Consider the following 17922-nt stretch of genomic DNA (forward strand, 5'->3'; position numbering starts at 1 on the left):
ATGATGGACCAGTTTGAAAACCAGCCCACCGGTTTTGTTCAGGAATGGCAGGACAACGCACAGGCCATCTCCGGTCTGTACACCCCTGCTGATGAGCACGATGCCTGTGGTGTGGGCATGGTCGCAGCCCTTGATGGCAAGCCGCGCCGCGACGTGGTGGAAGCGGGCATCGCGGCCCTGAAGGCCGTGTGGCACCGGGGTGCTGTCGATGCCGATGGCAAGACCGGCGATGGCGCGGGCATCCATGTCGAGATCCCGCAGGATTTCTTTGCCGACGCGATCCATGCCGGTGGCGCCGAGGGCGGGGTGGACAGCCAGATCGCGGTGGGCATGGTCTTCCTGCCCAAGACCGATATCGCGGCCCAGGAGCGGTGTCGCCAGATCATCGAAAGCGAGATCCTGGCGTTTGGCTACAGCATCTATGGCTGGCGGCAGGTGCCCATCAACACCGACTGCATTGGTGAGAAGGCCAATGCCACCCGCCCCGAGATCGAGCAGATCCTGATCCGCAACCTGCCCGGCAGTGCCGAGGCCGAGTTCGAGCGCGACCTGTACGTGATCCGCCGCAAGATCGAGAAAAGTGCGATCGCCAACCAGGTGGACCTGTATGTCTGCTCGCTGTCGTGCCGTTCACTGATCTACAAGGGCATGTTCCTGGCCGAGCACCTGACGGAGTTCTATCCCGACCTGCTCGACCCGCGCTTCGTCAGCCGCTTTGCCATCTATCACCAGCGGTACTCGACCAACACCTTCCCCACATGGAAGCTGGCCCAGCCCTTCCGCAGGCTGGCCCATAATGGTGAGATCAACACCATCTCGGGCAACGTCAACTGGATGAAAAGCCACGAGACCCGGCTGGCCGATCCCGTCCTTGACCCGTACATGGACGACCTCAAGCCCGTGGTGCAGGCGCAGGGGTCGGACACGGCGTGTTTCGACAACGTGTTCGAACTGCTGACATTCGCCGGTCGTGACGCGCCCATGGCGCGCTGCCTTATGGTACCGGCCAGCCTGGGCGGCAATTCCGCCATGCCGCAGCGCCACCGGGACATGTATTCCTACTGCAACGCGGTGATGGAGCCGTGGGACGGACCTGCCGCCATCTGTGCCACCGACGGGCGCTGGATGGTGGCCGGCCTTGACCGTAGCGGCCTGCGCCCGCTGCGCTATACCGTGACCGGCAGCGGCCTGCTGATCGTGGGGTCCGAGACGGGCATGGTAAAGGTGCCCGAAGCCGATATCGTCAGCCGTGGCCGCCTTGGGCCGGGGCAGTCGCTCGCACTCGACCTGCATACGGCAAGGCTCTACAGCAACGAGGAACTGCTGGATGAACTGTCCGGCCGGCAGGATTTCTCCGCCTGGGTCAGGCGCACGCAGGAAATCTCCAGCATCGTCCGCCCCGATGGCAGCGAGCCGGTGCTGTATGATGCCGAGATGCTGCGCCGCCGCCAGCTTGCCGTTGGCCTGACGCTGGAAGACCTTGAGACCATTCTCCAGCCGATGGTGGAAAATGCGTCCGAGGCCATCGGTTCGATGGGGGATGATACGCCGCTGGCCGTGCTGTCCACCCGCTACCGGGGGCTTGCGCATTATTTCCGCCAGGCGTTCAGCCAGGTCACCAACCCGCCCATCGACAGCCTGCGTGAAACACGGGTGATGAGCCTCGTGACCCGTCTGGGCAACCTTGGCAACATCCTGGAGGAAAGCGAGAGCCAGTGCGACCTGCTCCAGCTGCCCTCTCCGGTGCTGACCACGGGTGAATTCCAGGCGCTGGTCGATTTCTGTGGCAAGGATGCCTGCATCATCGACTGCACTTTCCCCGCCGCCGACGGGGAAGCGGGCCTGCGCGCCGCCATCGCCCGCATCCGCGCCGAGGCCGAGGACCGCGTGCGCCAGGGCTGCACCCATGTCTTCCTGACCGATGAGCACCAGTCGGGTGAACACGCCTACATTCCCATGATCCTGGCAACGGCTGCGGTGCATACGCATCTTGTGCGCCAGTCGCTGCGCACGTTCACCTCGCTCAATGTCCGTTCGGCGGGGGCGCTGGACGTGCATGCCATCGCGGTCACGATCGGGGTGGGGGCGACCACGGTCAATCCGTATCTTGCGCAGGAAAGCATTGCCGACCGCCACCGCCGTGGCCTGTTTGGCAAGCTGACACTGAGCGAGTCGGTGGAGCGCTACCGCAAGGCGGTGAACAAGGGCCTGCTCAAGATCATGTCCAAGATGGGCATCTCCATCGTGGCATCGTATCGTGGCGGCTATAATTTCGAGGCCATCGGGCTGTCGCGCGCACTGACGGCGGAGTTCTTTCCCGGCATGCCCTCGCGCATTTCCGGCATCGGCCTGACCGGTATCGCGCGCAATGTGCTCAGCTTCCATCACAAGGCATGGAACCGGCAGGTCGAAACCCTGTCCGTTGGCGGGCGCTACAAGCTGCGCCGCAGTGGAGAGGTGCATGCCTTTGACGGCAACCTGATCCACATGCTCCAGACCGCCGTGACCACGGGCAGCTTCTCGGTCTACCAGCGTTATGCCGATGCGGTGCGCCGCCAGCCGCCGGTGGCGCTGCGTGACCTGCTGGATTTCCGTGGCGGGCGCACGGCCATCCCCGTGGAATCGGTTGAGAGCATCACCGAACTGCGCAAGCGCCTGATCGCCCCCGGCATTTCGCTGGGCGCACTCAGCCCCGAAGCGCATGAAACGCTGTCCATCGCCATGAACCGCATCGGCGCCAAGTCCGATTCGGGTGAGGGCGGTGAAGACCCGGCACGCGCGAAGCCGCGCCCCAACGGGGATAACGCATCCTCTGCCATCAAGCAGATCGCGTCGGGCCGTTTTGGCGTGACCGCGCAGTATCTCAATGACTGCCGCGAGATCGAGATCAAGATGGCGCAGGGGGCCAAGCCCGGCGAGGGCGGGCAGCTTCCCGGCTTCAAGGTCACGGGCCTGATTGCAAAGCTGCGCCACGCGACGGAAGGCGTGACCCTGATCTCGCCCCCGCCGCACCATGACATCTATTCGATCGAGGATCTGGCCCAGCTCATCTACGATCTCAAGCAGATCAACCCCGAGGCCACCGTGACCGTGAAGCTGGTCGCCCGCTCCGGCATCGGCACGATCGCGGCCGGTGTGGCCAAGGCCAAGGCGGATGCGATCCTGATTTCCGGTCATTCCGGCGGCACGGGCGCAAGCCCGCAGTCTTCGGTCAAGTATGCGGGCATGCCGTGGGAACTGGGGCTGGCGGAAGCGCATCAGGTGCTGATGCTCAACCGCCTGCGCCACCGGGTGAAGCTGCGCGCCGATGGCGGGCTGAAAACCGGGCGTGACGTGGTGATCGCCGCCATGCTGGGGGCGGAGGAATTCGGCATCGGCACCGCAAGCCTTGTGGCCATGGGCTGCATCATGGTGCGCCAGTGCCATTCCAACACCTGCCCCGTGGGCGTGTGCACGCAGGATGACGAACTGCGCCGCAAGTTCGAGGGCACGCCGGAGAAGGTGATCAACCTGTTCTCCTTCATTGCCGAGGACGTGCGTAACATCCTCGCCTCGCTGGGTTTTGCCACGCTGAACGAGATCATCGGCCGCACCGACCTGCTGCATCAGGTGCTGCGCGGGGCGGACTACCTTGATGACCTTGACCTCAATTCGCTGCTGGCCCAGGCGGACCCCGGCCCCTATGGCCGCTACTGCACGCGAGAGGGCCGCAACGAAGTGCCCGAGACGCTGGATGCGCAGATGATTGCCGATGCGCGCCCGCTGTTCGACCATGGCGAGAAGATGCAGCTGCAGTACAACGTGCAGAACACGCATCGCGCCATCGGCACGCGCATTTCCTCGCTGATCGTGCGGCAGTTCGGCATGAGCACGCTGGCACCGGGCCACCTTACGGTGCGGCTGCGTGGCTCGGCCGGGCAGTCGCTGGGGGCGTTCGCGGTGCAGGGCCTCAAGCTCGAGGTGCTGGGCGATGCCAACGACTATGTGGGCAAGGGGCTTTCGGGGGCGACCATCGTGGTGCGGCCTTCGCCTTCCTCCAGCCTTGTCTCGAACGAGAACGCGATTATCGGCAACACGGTGCTGTATGGCGCCACGGCCGGTGCGCTGTATGCGGCAGGCCAGGCGGGCGAGCGCTTTGCGGGGCGTAACTCGGGTGCCACCGCCGTGGTCGAGGGCTGCGGGTCCAACGGCTGTGAATACATGACCGGCGGCACGGTGGTCATCCTGGGCGATACAGGCGACAATTTTGGCGCGGGCTTTACCGGCGGCATGGCGTTTGTATACGACGCCAGCGGCACCTTTGCCGAGCGTGTGAACCCCGATACCGTCATGTGGTGCCGCGTGCAGGACCCGAAATGGGAAGCCGTGCTGCGTGAACAGGTCGAGATCCATGCCCGCGAGACCGGCAGCCACTATGCCGAACTGCTGCTGCATAACTGGGACAGGACGCTGCCGCGTTTCTGGCATGTCGTGCCCACGGAATATGCGCGCGTGATCGGCTTCGAGGCCCCGGCCCTGGCACGGGGGGCGTAAGCCGCCGCCTTTTTTCCAGTCATGACCAGCAGGGGAGCCGGGCGGCAATGCCCGGCTCCTTTCGTATGCGGGGCAGAATATTGGCCAGTGGGGTCGCGCGGGCTTGCGGGACGCATTAGGTTTGACCACATGGGAATCGCGGGGCTGGCGCATGGGTGCCGGGCCTGCCTGATGTGATGGTTGGTGGTCGATCTATGTCCAAAGCGTATTTTTCCGCTCCCGTATCCGCCCTTTCGCCCGTGCGGGAGGAAGCGGGCCAGCCCTCTGGCGGTGCGCCCGGCCTGTCGGGCCTGCCGCGATGGGACCTGTCGGATCTGTATGAAGGCCCGCAGGCCCCGCAGCTTGCCACCGACCTGGATCAGGCGGATGCGGATTCGCAGGATTTCGCCCGCGTGTGGCAGGGCCGCCTGGCCAGCGTGCCCGGCGGCGAACTTGCGCAGGCTATTGCCGAATACCAGCGGATTGACGAAGTGCTGGGCCGGGCCGGGTCATATGCCCAGCTGCTGTTCGCGGCCAATACATCGGATTCGGAGGTGGCGCGCTTCGCCCAGTCGGTCAATGAGCGGCTGACCGCCATTTCCACCCATCTGCTGTTCTTCACGCTCGAGATCAACCGGATTCCCGATGACGTGCTGGCCGCCCAGATGAGCGATCCGGCACTGGCCCACTGGGCGCCTTTCCTGCGTGACCTGCGTGTCTTCCGCCCCTACCAGCTTCCCGACGAGGTGGAGGCGGTGCTGCATGAAAAATCGGTCACCGGCCCGGCCGCGTGGAACCGCCTGTTTGACGAGACGATGGCCGGGCTGCGCGTGCGCGTGGGCGGCGAGAGCCTGACACTGGGCAACGCGCTGGATACCATGTCCAGTCCCGATCGCAGCGTGCGCGCCAGTGCCGCGCGCGCCATTGGCGATGAACTGGGCCGGAACGTGAAGCTGTTCTCGCTCATTACCAACACGCTGGCCAAGGACAAGGCGATCATGGACGGGCTGCGGCATTACCCGCGCCCCACATCGGCGCGCAACTGCGCCAACATGGTCGAGGACGAGGTGGTCGACGCGCTGGTGCAGGCCGTGACCGAAGCCTATCCGCGCCTGTCGCACCGCTATTACGCGCTCAAGGCGAAGTGGCTGGGGCTGGAAAAGCTGGAATACTGGGACCGCAATGCCCCGCTGACCACGCAGGATGAACCGCTGATCGGGTGGAAGGAGGCGACCGGGCAGGTGCTGGGTGCCTATGAGGGCTTCGATCCGCGCATGGGAAAGGTGGCGAAGGAATTTTTCGACCATGCATGGATTGACGCGCCCCCGGTACCGGGCAAGGCGTCGGGCGCGTTCGCCCATCCTACGGTGCCGTCGGTCCATCCCTACCTGCTGCTCAACTACCGTGGCCGCACGCGCGATGTGATGACACTGGCGCATGAACTGGGTCATGGCGTGCATCAGGTGCTGGCGGGACGGCAGGGCTACCTCATGTCCAGCACGCCGCTCACCCTGGCCGAGACCGCCAGCGTGTTTGGCGAGATGCTGACCTTCCGCGCGCTGCTTGATGCCCAGACCGATCCCACACGCCGCAGGCTCATGCTGGCGGCCAAGGTGGAGGACATGCTCAACACCGTGGTGCGCCAGGTCGCCTTCTACCGTTTCGAGACACTGGTGCATGAGGAACGCCGCAAGGGCGAACTGCTGCCCGCGCGCATTGGCGAGATCTGGCGCCAGACCCAGGCCGAAAGCCTTGGCCCCGCCTTCAACTTCACGCCGGATTATGATGTGTACTGGACCTATGTCCCGCATTTCATCCATTCACCATTTTATGTGTACGCCTATGCCTTTGGTGATTGTCTGGTAAACGCGCTATACGGTGTGTTCCGCTCCGGGCATCCGGGTTTTCAGGACAAGTATCTCGACATGCTGGCGGCAGGCGGCACGAAGCGGCACCGTGAACTGCTTGCCCCCTTCGGGCTGGATGCGGCGGACCCCGGTTTCTGGCAGAAGGGGCTGGATGTGATCGCCGGATTTATTGATGAACTGGAGCGTGTCTGACGTGGCGGATGAACGGAATATCGACAATACCGGCCTGTTTGGTGAATTCCGCCGCATGGTGCGCACGTCGGGCACGGTGGGCGGCATTGCCGCCCGTATTGCCGGGCACAAGATGGGGTTCCGCCCCTCCAGCCAGAGCATCCATGCCGAGGACCTGAAAAGCGTGCTGGGCGGGCTGAAAGGCCCGCTGATGAAGGGCGCGCAGCTTCTGTCCACCATTCCCGGTGCCCTGCCCGAGGAATACGCCAAGGAACTGGCCCAGCTTCAGGCCAATGCGCCGCCCATGGGGTGGAATTTCGTCCGCCGCCGCATGTCCGCCGAACTGGGACCGAACTGGGAGCGCAGTTTCCGCTCCTTCAGCCGCGAGGCCTCGGCCGCCGCAAGCCTGGGGCAGGTCCACCGCGCGGTCCTGCCCGACGGGCGGGAGGTGGCGTGCAAGCTGCAGTATCCGGACATGAAATCAACGGTCGAATCCGACCTGCGCCAGTTCCGTCTGGCGGTGGGACTGTTCTACCGGCTGGACAGCACGATCTGCCAGGATGACGTGCTGGAAGAACTTCAGGACCGGCTGTACGAGGAACTGGATTACCAGCGCGAGGCCGCGAACATGCGGCTCTACCACCTGATGCTGGCCGATTTTCCGGACGTGACCATTCCCCGGCCCATCGATGCCCTGTGCACCCGGCGCCTGCTGACCATGGAATGGGTCAACGGGCGCGGCGTGCAGAAGGTGCTGGACACCAACCCCACGCAGGAAGAGCGCAACAGCATGGCGCGTGCCCTGTTCCGCGCCTGGTATGCCCCGCTTTACCGTTACGGCGTGATCCATGGGGACCCGCACATGGGCAATTTTACCGTGCGCGATGATTTCGGGATCAACCTGCTTGATTTTGGTGCGATCCGCATTTTCCCGCCGCGTTTTGTCCAGGGCATCATCGACCTGCACAGGGCGATCGAGACGGATGACGAGGATCTGGCCATGCATGCCTATGCGGCATGGGGCTTTACCAACCTGTCGCGTGACACGATGCGCGTACTCAATGAATGGGCGCGCTTCATCTATGGCCCGCTGCTGGACGACCGTGAACGCTTCATTCAGGAAGATAACGACCCGCAATACGGCCGGGCCGTGGCCGAGCGGGTCTATAACGGCCTGAAGCGTACCGGGGGGGTGCAGCCGCCGCGCGAATTCGTGCTGGTGGACCGGTCCGCCGTGGGGCTGGGCAGCGTGTTCCTGCGGCTGAAGGCAAAAGTGAACTGGCACCGGCTGTTTCAGGAAGTGGCGGCGGATTTCAATGAAGCCGCACTGGCCCGGCGGCAGGCCGATGCCCTGCGCGAAGCCCGCGTGCCGCCGCCCCTGGGCGCACGGGCGTGATGGAAAGGGGGGTGCGATCCCGCCATGTGGCCCTTGCGTCGCGGCGGCGGCATCCCCACTGTGTCTAGTCATGGCAACAGCATCGCGTAGCAGGAAAAAGAAAACGACCGACATCGACCCGGCGGACATGCCTGTCCTGTTCCAGCCGGAGCGGCAGGCGGCAAAGCCCAAGGTCAACAGGTTCCGGGTCCATTCCCCTTACGAACCCGCGGGCGACCAGCCCACGGCCATTGCCGAACTGGTCAGCGGCGTGGAGGGGGGCGAGCGGGACCAGGTACTTCTGGGTGTGACCGGGTCGGGCAAGACCTTCACCATGGCCAAGATCATCGAGGCGACGCAGAAGCCGACCCTGGTGCTGGCCCCCAACAAGACACTTGCCGCCCAGCTTTATGCGGAGATGAAGCAGTTCTTCCCCGATAACGCGGTGGAGTATTTTGTCAGTTACTACGATTACTACCAGCCCGAAGCCTATGTGCCCCGGTCGGATACGTATATCGAAAAAGACAGCCAGATAAACGAGCAGATCGACCGCATGCGCCACGCCGCCACCCAGGCGCTGCTGGAGCGTAACGATGTGATCATCGTGGCCTCGGTCTCGTGCATTTACGGTATCGGCTCGGTCGAGACCTATTCGCGCATGGTGGTCAAGCTGGAAGTTGGCGGCGAGATCGACCGCGACAAGCTGATCAGGGGGCTGGTCGAACTGCAGTACCGTCGTAACGATGCCGCATTCCAGCGCGGCACCTTCCGCGTGCGGGGCGAGACGATCGATGTCTTTCCCGTCCAGAACGAGGACCGGGCCTGGCGCATCAGCCTGTTCGGCGACGAGATCGACGAGATCAGCGAATTCGACCCGCTGACGGGCGAGAAGACCGGCGATCTCGAATCCATCAGCATCTATGCCAACAGCCATTACGTCACCCCACGCCCCACGCTGACGCAGGCGATGACGGGCATAAAGCAGGAACTGCGCGAGACGCTGGCCCGCTTCAATGAAGAAGGCAAGCTGCTGGAGGCCGAGCGCCTGCAGCAGCGCACGACCTTCGACCTTGAAATGATCGAGACGACAGGCGTGTGCAAGGGGATCGAGAACTATTCGCGCTACCTGTCGGGCCGCGCGCCGGGCGAGCCACCGCCCACCCTGTTTGAATACCTGCCCGAGGACGCGCTGCTGATCGTGGATGAAAGCCATGTGACCGTGCCCCAGATTGGCGGCATGGAGCGCGGCGACCACGCCCGCAAGTCGGTGCTGGCGGAATTCGGCTTCCGCCTGCCATCATGCCTGGACAACCGCCCGCTCACCTTTGCCGAATGGGATTCGTACCGCCCGCAGACCGTGTTCGTCAGCGCCACCCCCGGCCCGTGGGAAATGCGCCGGACGGAAGGCGTGTTTGCCGAACAGGTGATCCGCCCCACCGGCCTGATCGACCCGGTCACCATCGTCCGCCCCGTTGAGCACCAGGTGGACGACCTGCTGGCCGAATGCCGCCAGACCATTGCCGATGGCGGGCGCGTGCTGGTCACCACCCTGACCAAGCGCATGGCGGAAGACCTGACGGAATACATGAACGAGGCAGGCATCCGCGTGCGTTACCTGCATTCGGATGTGGACACGCTGGAGCGTATCGAGATCATCCGTGACCTGCGGCTGGGCGCGTTTGACGTGCTGATCGGCATCAACCTGCTGCGGGAGGGGCTGGATATTCCCGAATGCTCGCTGGTGGCCATTCTTGATGCCGACAAGGAAGGCTTCCTGCGTTCGCGCACCTCACTCATCCAGACCATAGGCCGTGCCGCGCGTAACGTGGACGGGCGCGTGCTGCTCTATGCCGACAGGATGACCGACAGCCTTGCCTATGCCATCGAGGAAACCGCGCGCCGACGTGAAAAGCAGAACCTGTGGAACGAGGAGCACGGCATAACACCCCAGTCCGTGCGCAAGCATATCGGGGAGGCCATCTCCTCGGTCTTCGAGCAGGATTACGTGACCGTGTCCCCCACGGCCGATGGCAGCGTGCAGGAAATGGTGGGCAAGGATTACAAGGCCGCCATTGCCGAACTGGAAAAGAAGATGCGCGCGGCCTCGGCGGAACTGGAATTCGAGACCGCGGCCCACCTGCGTGACGAGATCCGCAGGCTGGAAGCCCTGGAACTGGGTATTGAGCCACCGCCGCTGCCGCAGTCCAGCGCGGGCAGGCCGGGTACCAGCCCCAAGGCGATCGCACGGCGCAACCGTGGCCCGGTGCCGCTGGGGCCGGGGGGCGGCGGGTATGATCCGCAACAGGCAAAGGGCAGGGGCAGGCGGCGTGGATGACAGGGCGACACCCGCACCCTGTGCGGGCCAGCATGAGCGTGGCATCTCCTCCACGCTGGAACTGTGCGCGGGGGAGGCGGCCCTGGGGCTGCTGCCCGACGTGGGGGGGAGCATCGCATACTGGCGGAGCGGGGATATGGAATTCCTGCGCCCCGTAACCGACCCCCACCTTGTGGCCCAGCATGGCCGGGCGGTGGCGGGTTACCCGCTTGTGCCGTTTTCCAATCGTGTGGCAGGCGACCATTTCCGTTTTGAGGGGGTGGACTACCACCTTGCCCCCAGTTTTGCCGGCGAGAACTGCGCCATCCACGGCAACGGGTGGCAGCGGCGGTGGCGAATCGACATGCTGTCGGACAGCAGCGCCACCCTGACGCTGGAGCACACGGCCACGCGCGAACTCGCGCCCCAGTGGCCGTTCAGCTATCGCGCGCAACTGCGCTATGACCTGCGGGAAGCGGGTCTTTCCATCGGTCTCCTGCTGGAGAACACCGATACCCGCGACCAGCCCGTGGGCATGGGGTTCCATCCCTATTTTCCCCGTCATGACGGGCTGAAACTGGGTTTTGCCGCCAGCAGTGTCTGGACGAACGGGCCGGACCACATGCCTGCCCTGCGCATTCCGGCGGAAGGGCCATGGTCGTTCGCCCATATGCGCGATGTGGGGCAGGCCGCCATTGACAACTGCTATGGCGGGTGGTCCGGCAGTGCCTTCCTGCGCTGGCCCCGCAGGGGCTATGCGCTGACGGTGGAAGCCAGCCCCGAACTGCGCCATCTGGTCCTGTTCACACCCCCCGCGCATCCCTATATCGGGCTGGAGCCGGTCAGTAACATGAATGATGGCCTCAACCGTCCCGGTATAGCCGATGCCGGCATGCGCGTACTGGCCCCCGGCCAGAAGATGGAAGGCCATATCCGCATGACGGTGGCCCGATGCTGAACGGCCGCGCGCCGTCCGGCCCGAAGGATGGCAGGCCCGGTTCCACCAGCCTGTCATGTTATGTCACACCGGCGGGAATCGCCGTGATGCGCGCCGAGCTGAATGCCCTGCTGCGCGATGAACGGCCGAAGATTGTCGAGATCGTTTCCTGGGCGGCAGGCAATGGCGATCGTTCCGAAAACGGGGATTACCAGTACGGCAAGCGGCGCCTGCGCGAGATCGACCGCCGCATCCGCTTCCTGACCAAGCGTATAGATAACGCCGTTGTTGTCGATCCGGCGGCCCAGCCCCAGCGCGGGCGGGTGTTTTTTGGCGCGACCGTGACCTATGTTACGGAACGCGACGAGGAACGGACGGTTACCATCCTTGGCGTGGACGAGGCCGACATGGCGGCGGGGCAGATCAGCCTTGTCTCGCCCGTGGCGCGTGCGCTGATGCGCGCGGCCGTGGGCGACGAGGTCCGGCTTGCCACCCCGCGTGGCGAGGAGATGATAGAGGTTCTGGCCATTTCCTATCCGCCCGCGCCGTAACAAGGGGGCTGGCAGTGCGGCCCAAGGCATATTATGACATTTGTCGCGGACAGTTTCAGTCCGTGACTGTCGGCTGGAGCCGGTTCCGTCCCGTGTGGAGAAAACACTTACATGTCACGCCCCCTGAAGGTTGCCGTCCAGATGGACCCGCTTGGTGGTATCGACATCAATGGCGATTCAACCTTTGCCATGATGCTGGAGGCACAGGCCCGGGGGTATGAACTGTTCGTCTACCAGGTCGAGGCACTGAGCCTGAGCGAGGGCCGCACGGTCCCCCATGGCCGGCAGCGTACCGACCGCGTGACGGCCCGCGCCCGTCCGGTCACGGTGCGGCGCAAGGCGGGGGATCACGCCACGGCCGGGGCCGAGCAGGTGATTGACCTGGCCGGCATGGACGTGGTGCTGATGCGCCAGGACCCGCCATTCGACATGGCCTACATCACCGCCACCCATATCCTGGAACATATCCATGGCGTGGGGCCGGACCGGGCGCTGGTGGTCAACAATCCCGCCGCCGTGCGCAACGCGCCCGAAAAGATACTGGTCACGCACTATCCCGACCTGATGCCGCCAACACTGGTGACATGGGATGTGAAGGCAATACTGGAATTCCGGGCGAAGTGGCGGGACATCATCGTCAAGCCCCTGTTCGGCAACGGGGGGGCGGGCGTATTCCGCATCCGCGAGGATGACCCCAACCTCAACGCCCTGCTGGAAATGCATTTCGCCCGCTCGCGCGAACCGCTGATGATCCAGCGCTACGAACCCGCCGTGCGCAGGGGGGACAAGCGGATCATCCTGGTCGATGGCCGGCCCGTCGGCGCGATCGACCGCATCCCGGCGGAAGGGGAGACACGCTCCAACATGCATGTGGGTGGCAGGCCCGTCCGCGCGGAACTGACCGCGCGTGACCGCGAGATCTGTGACACCATCGGCCCCATGCTGCGTGATGCGGGGCTTATTTTTGTGGGAATTGATGTGATCGGTGAATGGTTGACCGAGATCAATGTCACCTCGCCCACCGGCCTGCAGGAAATCGACCGTTTTGACGGGATCAATACGGCAGGCCTGATATGGGACGCGATCGAGGCCCGTCTGGCGGCTGGGACCGTGGGCGCCTAGGGCATGGGCGATGGTGTTCATGGCAGGCACGGTGGTCGTGATGGCCATGCCATGTGGCATGGCATCAGGTATGGATTACAGGCGGTTGTGCGGGCCGGTTGGCGCGCGGGCATGTCAGGTGGAATTGCAATGCAGCAGAACGGGACGGATTTGATCATGGCGGATGCAGCACGAAAGCGGGCCGGGTGTGCCATCTTCCATGACCAGGGCATGGGAGCGGCCTGATGAGCGACGTCCTGCATGATGAGACCGCCGAGAAGGTGGTGGAAATTCCCTCTCCCAAATCCGCCATGGACGCGGCTGCGGTCAAGGCCGCCTACCGCCGCTGGGCTGGTGTGTACGATGCGCTGTTCGGCAGTGTTTCGGCCTTCGGGCGCAGGCGCGCGGTGGAAGCGGTGAACGCGCTCCCGGGCCGCAGGGTGCTGGAAGTGGGTGTGGGCACCGGGCTGGCGCTGCCCTATTACCATGCCGACAAGCATATTACCGGCATCGACCTGTCGGGGGACATGCTGGACCGCGCGCGCCAGCGCGTACGCCGCCTGAAGCTGGCCAATGTGGACAGGCTGCTGGAAATGGATGCCGAGGCCACCCAGTTCGAGGACGGTGCCTTTGACATCGCGGTGGCGATGTTCGTGGCCTCCGTCGTGCCGCATCCGCGCGCCCTTCTGGCCGAACTCAAGCGTGTGGTCAGGCCGGGTGGGCATATCCTGTTCGTCAACCACTTCCTGGCGCAGGGCGGCGTGCGGCTGGCGGTGGAGCGCGGCATGGCGCGGGCTTCGCATTCGCTGGGCTGGCATCCGGATTTTGCCATTGAATCCCTGCTGCCGCCAGCCGACCTGCGCCGCGCGACGCTCCAGCCGGTGCCGCCGGCGGGCCTGTTCACGCTTGTCACGCTGGAGCGGGAAGCCGGTACCTCCGCCAGCCCCATGGTGGCCTGAGCGCGACGATTGCCCCGGACCGGGAGCCCTGCCCCTGTGGCAGGGCTGAAATGACATCTGCGCGACTGCCGGAGCGGCCTGCAGGGTCGTTTTTGCGTACCGGTCGGGGTATATGATGAAATCATGGTAACGATTGGCCATGCCGGGATGCGGTGCATGGCAGCAGGGAGTACATCGTATGCCCACAGGCACACAGTTCGGGGCAGATGCCGCGCGGGGGGCAGCCACGTCCTGTAGCTACAGGACGGTCGGCATGCTGTACCTCGTCATGGCGATCGTGGCGGGCCTGGCGGGTGGCCTGCTTGCCGTGGGCCTGCAGGCCGGCCTGCTGCCACAGGGGCTGCTGGACGCATGGGCGGGCGGTGATGCGGCGGGGGCGGCGGACCGTATCGCCCGCCGTCATGGCATGATGATGGTGTTCTTCTGTGCGCTGCCGGCGTTGTGTGGCGGGTTCGGCAACTGGTTCGTGCCGCTCCTGCTGCGGGCCCGCGCGCTGGCCTTCCCGCGCATGGCGCTTGCGGGCTGGGTACTTGTGGCGGCGGGTTTTGTCGCGGTGCTGGCGGGCCTGTCGCCCGCCGTGGCGCCACAGGTTTCGGTACTGGCCCTGATTGCCTGGTGTCTGGGCATGCTGCTGCAGGCCATCAACATGGTGGCCACGATCCTGAACATGGGACCGATGGGCCAGCGCCTGCGTGACCTGCCCATGTTCGTATGGGCACAGGGCCTTACGGCGATGATGGCTGTCATGGTCATGCCGGTGCTGGCGGGCGGGCTGACGCGCATCATGCTGGCGGGGGGCGATATGGGCGCGCGGATCGACACGCTGCTGCATGTCTTTGCCGGCCCCGAGATCGCCCTGCTGCTGCTGCCTTCCATCGGGATCGTGTCACAGGTTGTCGAGACATTTTCCAATGTCCCGCTGCAGATGCCCCGCGTGGTGCTGGGGGCACTGACTGTCATGTCCGTCGGCGGTGCATCGGTGTGGGTTCATGACCTGCTGCATGGCGGGCTGGAGCACATGCAGGCCCCAGCCGCCATGGTGCAGCTTGGCCTGATCGTGCTGCCGGTACTGGCCGTTCTGGTGGCCTGGGGGCGGACGGTGCGCATGGGGCGGGTCCGGGCGTCGGTTCCGATGGAATGGGCGGCGGGTTTCGTGGCGCTCCTGCTTGCGGGGTCGGTCATGTCGCTGCTGCCCGGTGGCATGGCGGATGTGCATGCGGCCACGCTCTATGCCGCGGTCTTCGCGCTGTTTGCCGGCTTCTATTACTGGATTGGCAAGATGGTGGGGCATGTTGCCCCTGCTGGTGCCAGCCGCGTGCATTTTGGCCTGACGGCTGGTGGCACGGTGCTGTCGCTGCTGGCGTTCCATGGCATGGCTGGCGTGCTGGGGGCGGTGCTTATGGGCCTGTCGGTGCTGGTGTTTGCCGGTATCGTGGTGCGGGCGGGGCTGCGGCCGGCCGAAGCCCTGCCGGATAATTACTGGGGCCCCGGCGCCCGTACGCCGGAATGGCAGGCGCACATGCCCGCCCGTGGGGATGCATGAGCATGAGCGGTTCCGCCACACTGCCCGGTGCGCCTGAGGGCGCGGGCCTGACCTATGATGCCAGCCGTGTCGGTACCGATGCGCGCGACTGGCTGGCACTGCTCAAGCCGCGTGTCATCTCGCTTGTCGTGTTCACGGGGGCGGCGGGACTGGCCATGGCGCCGGGGCCGCTCAACCCGCTGGTGGCGGCGGTCAGCATCCTGTGCATCTGCATGGCGTCGGGGGCGGCGGGTGCCATCAACATGTGGTACGACCGTGATATCGATGCGGTGATGAAGCGCACCGTGACCCGTCCCATCCCCGACGGGCGGATCAGGCCGGAGGCCGCACTGGGTTACGGTATCGGCCTGTCGGTTGCCTCCGTTATCCTGATGTGGCTTGCAACGAATGCGCTGGCGGCGGGCATCCTTGCCTTTTCCATCTTCTTCTATGCCGTGATCTATACGATGTGGCTCAAACGCTCCACGCCGCAGAACATCGTGATCGGTGGGGCCGCAGGCGCCTTCCCGCCCATGATCGGGTGGGCTGCGGCCACGGGTTCCATGGCGGTGATGCCGGTGGTGATGTTCGGCATCATCTTCCTGTGGACGCCACCGCATTTCTGGTCCCTCTCGCTTTATGCGTGCAAGGATTACGGGCGGGCGGGCATCCCCATGCTGCCGGTGGTCAGGGGGGCGCGCCATACCCGCTGGCAGATCCTGTGGTACACCATTATCCTGACTGCCGTCTCGCTTGTACCGTCCTTTCTGCACCTGGCGGGCTGGCTTTATACGGGTGTCGCCAGTGTGCTGGGGGCGGGGTTCATCTACTGCGCCATTCAGGTACTGCGCGACAGGCAGGATGCCAACGGGGTCAGCCTGACAGGGGATGGGGCGGCGCGGCGGTCGTTCCGTTATTCGCTGGCCTATCTGTTTTTCCTGTTCTGTGGCCTGCTGGCCGATCATGCCTTTATCGTCCACTGACGGGACCATTTCTTACCCATAGGGAGTTCGGGCTGATGGATCAGGTGCCAACACCGGGCCAGATTACGCCACAGATGGAAGCACGGGAGGCGATGCGCCGCCATGCGGGGCGCATCCGGGGCGTGGCCCTTGCGCTTTCGGCGCTGGCGGTCATCCTGTATGCGCTGAGTCTGGCGCATCTGTAAAAGACCGTTTGATAAGTCAGTTCATGATGACGCTTTAAAATTAATGAAGTTTTTGGTGAAGCTTTTTGCAAAGGCTTCGAAAGAACGCTGTCTTTTTAAAAAAGACGGCGTTTTTTATGGGCAGGTTTCCGGAACGGTCCGCAGGCGCGACGGTGCCCGGTTTCTGATCATGCTGCCCGGCTTTGCCATTCCGCAGATTGATGCATGCCGGTCCTGTTTTCATGGGCCAGCCGACCTGCCGGGCGCTTCCTGGCCAGCCGCGGGATTATGGGTATGGGTGCCAGCCGGGCCGCGCCTGTGGCCCGGTCATGAAAAAGGCCCGCATCGGGTGATGCGGGCCTGTTCCGGTCCGGGGGCAGGCGCCGCCGGTCAGTGGCGCGTCTGCTGGATGGCGGAAAGCAGCCAGGTGCCCGTACCCGCCGCGCGGACGAAAGTCCACAGTTCGGCCACGGTGGTGCGGTTGGCCGGGTCCCCGTCAATTACGCGGCCGGTCATGTCCGTGGTGATGTCGATCATGGAATACTGCATGGCCACGGTTGCGTAATCCATGCCATTCTCACGCCAGCTTTCCACCAGATCGCCGCGTTCGAAACGTATGTCGGACACCACGTTGCGCGCGCCACGGCTGGCCAGCTCGCTTAGCTGGTTGTTAAAGTAGGATACCATTTCCGGCGTGGCCATATGCTGCATGGCGGCCACGTTCTGCTGGCTCCATGCGGTCTGGATATTGATCAGCGCCTGCTGGAAGGCCTGGTAATCCGCCGCCGTAATGGCCACCCCCACGGGCTGTCCGCCACCACGCGCGCTCCCCCCGCCAACCGGGGCGGCACCGGGCGAAAACGGGCTGCTGACGGTGTTCCCCGCTGCCCTGCCGCTGAAACGGCGGATGGCCCACCGCACGATGAAGAATACGAGTGCCAGCTGGATCAGCAGGCCCAGGAAGCCACTGCCCCCCATGCCCGAGCCGAACATGCCATGGCCAAACACCATGCCAAACAGCCCGGCACCGATCAGCCCCCCCATGAACCCGCTCATGAACGGATGGCGGGGGCGGGCCATGGCCATGCTGGCCGCGCCGGCCCCAAAGGGTGCCCGTGCGCCATAGCCCGCATCGGGCTGGCGTGGCGTCATGGTGCGCTGGAAGGGCATGGCCCCCATCGGTGCGGTCTGGGAGGGAGCCGGCGCGCTGTAGGTGCGTGAACCACGGCTACCCATGGACATGCCGCCGCCTGCACGGGCATCGGCATCATGCGGATGGGCCAGCAGTGGCAGCATGGTCAGGGCCGCGCTGGCGGCGAGGACGATGCTTTTACGCGGCATCAGGCGCGAAGGATCTTTTTTCATCTGGGTCAGGGTATCTGCAATCCTGTGTCGGAACCATCTTTATCCGTGCGGCCTGCGTGGGATCGGGCCGCCTGTTACAGATATAAGCAGGCCCGTGCCC

12 protein-coding genes are annotated in these 17922 nt (G+C 64.7%); 11 read left to right on the forward strand and 1 reads right to left on the reverse strand.

The genetic code is table 11. From position 1 onward, the window contains the following. The 11 genes from gltB (at position 1) to GWK63_RS03755 (ending at position 16478) form a co-directional block, all read left to right on the forward strand. The gene (gltB, locus tag GWK63_RS03705) at positions 1-4533 is read left to right on the forward strand and encodes a glutamate synthase large subunit (RefSeq protein WP_112209899.1); all 4533 of its coding nucleotides are present in this window, start codon (positions 1-3) and stop codon (positions 4531-4533) included. A 194-nt stretch (positions 4534-4727) separates the two neighbouring features. Beyond that, positions 4728-6572: a M3 family oligoendopeptidase gene (locus GWK63_RS03710; RefSeq protein WP_007399202.1), complete on the forward strand. Its 1845-nt coding sequence runs from the start codon at positions 4728-4730 to the stop codon at positions 6570-6572. After that, positions 6553-7947 (forward strand): ABC1 kinase family protein, encoded by a 1395-nt coding sequence (locus GWK63_RS03715; protein WP_034929253.1) that lies wholly within the window; start codon positions 6553-6555, stop codon positions 7945-7947. The genes GWK63_RS03710 and GWK63_RS03715 overlap by 20 nt, the downstream gene beginning before the upstream one ends. A 70-nt stretch (positions 7948-8017) precedes the next feature. Next, the gene (gene uvrB / locus GWK63_RS03720) at positions 8018-10261 is read left to right on the forward strand and encodes an excinuclease ABC subunit UvrB (protein WP_007399204.1); all 2244 of its coding nucleotides are present in this window, start codon (positions 8018-8020) and stop codon (positions 10259-10261) included. Between the two features lie 43 nt (positions 10262-10304). Further along, entirely contained in the window at positions 10305-11198 is an 894-nt protein-coding gene (locus tag GWK63_RS03725) for an aldose 1-epimerase (protein ID WP_039999435.1), read from the forward strand. Beyond that, complete coding sequence (gene greB, locus GWK63_RS03730; RefSeq protein ID WP_007399206.1) at positions 11192-11728, forward strand: transcription elongation factor GreB; 537 nt, start codon at positions 11192-11194, stop codon at positions 11726-11728. The genes GWK63_RS03725 and greB overlap by 7 nt, the downstream gene beginning before the upstream one ends. 111 nt (positions 11729-11839) lie before the next feature. Then, positions 11840-12850 carry a glutathione synthase gene (gene gshB, locus GWK63_RS03735; protein ID WP_007399207.1) on the forward strand — a complete coding sequence of 337 codons (1011 nt, stop codon included), beginning with the start codon at positions 11840-11842 and terminating at the stop codon, positions 12848-12850. 224 nt (positions 12851-13074) lie between these two features. Next, positions 13075-13788: a class I SAM-dependent methyltransferase gene (locus GWK63_RS03740; RefSeq protein ID WP_007399209.1), complete on the forward strand. Its 714-nt coding sequence runs from the start codon at positions 13075-13077 to the stop codon at positions 13786-13788. 253 nt (positions 13789-14041) lie between these two features. Next, positions 14042-15331 (forward strand): cbb3-type cytochrome c oxidase subunit I, encoded by a 1290-nt coding sequence (locus tag GWK63_RS03745; RefSeq protein ID WP_039999358.1) that lies wholly within the window; start codon positions 14042-14044, stop codon positions 15329-15331. Positions 15332-15333: 2 nt separating this feature from the next. Next, positions 15334-16293: a heme o synthase gene (locus GWK63_RS03750; protein ID WP_007399211.1), complete on the forward strand. Its 960-nt coding sequence runs from the start codon at positions 15334-15336 to the stop codon at positions 16291-16293. Positions 16294-16328: 35 nt separating this feature from the next. Next, positions 16329-16478 carry a hypothetical protein gene (locus tag GWK63_RS03755; protein ID WP_007399212.1) on the forward strand — a complete coding sequence of 50 codons (150 nt, stop codon included), beginning with the start codon at positions 16329-16331 and terminating at the stop codon, positions 16476-16478. Positions 16479-16847: 369 nt separating this feature from the next. Here GWK63_RS03755 and GWK63_RS03760 read toward each other — a convergent pair whose 3' ends face one another. Then, entirely contained in the window at positions 16848-17822 is a 975-nt protein-coding gene (locus GWK63_RS03760) for a Tim44 domain-containing protein (protein WP_007399213.1), read from the reverse strand. Between the last annotated feature and the right edge of the window lie 100 nt (positions 17823-17922).

This window comes from Komagataeibacter rhaeticus, assembly GCF_011611525.1.
In the GTDB taxonomy this organism is placed as follows: Bacteria; Pseudomonadota; Alphaproteobacteria; order Acetobacterales; family Acetobacteraceae; genus Komagataeibacter; species Komagataeibacter rhaeticus.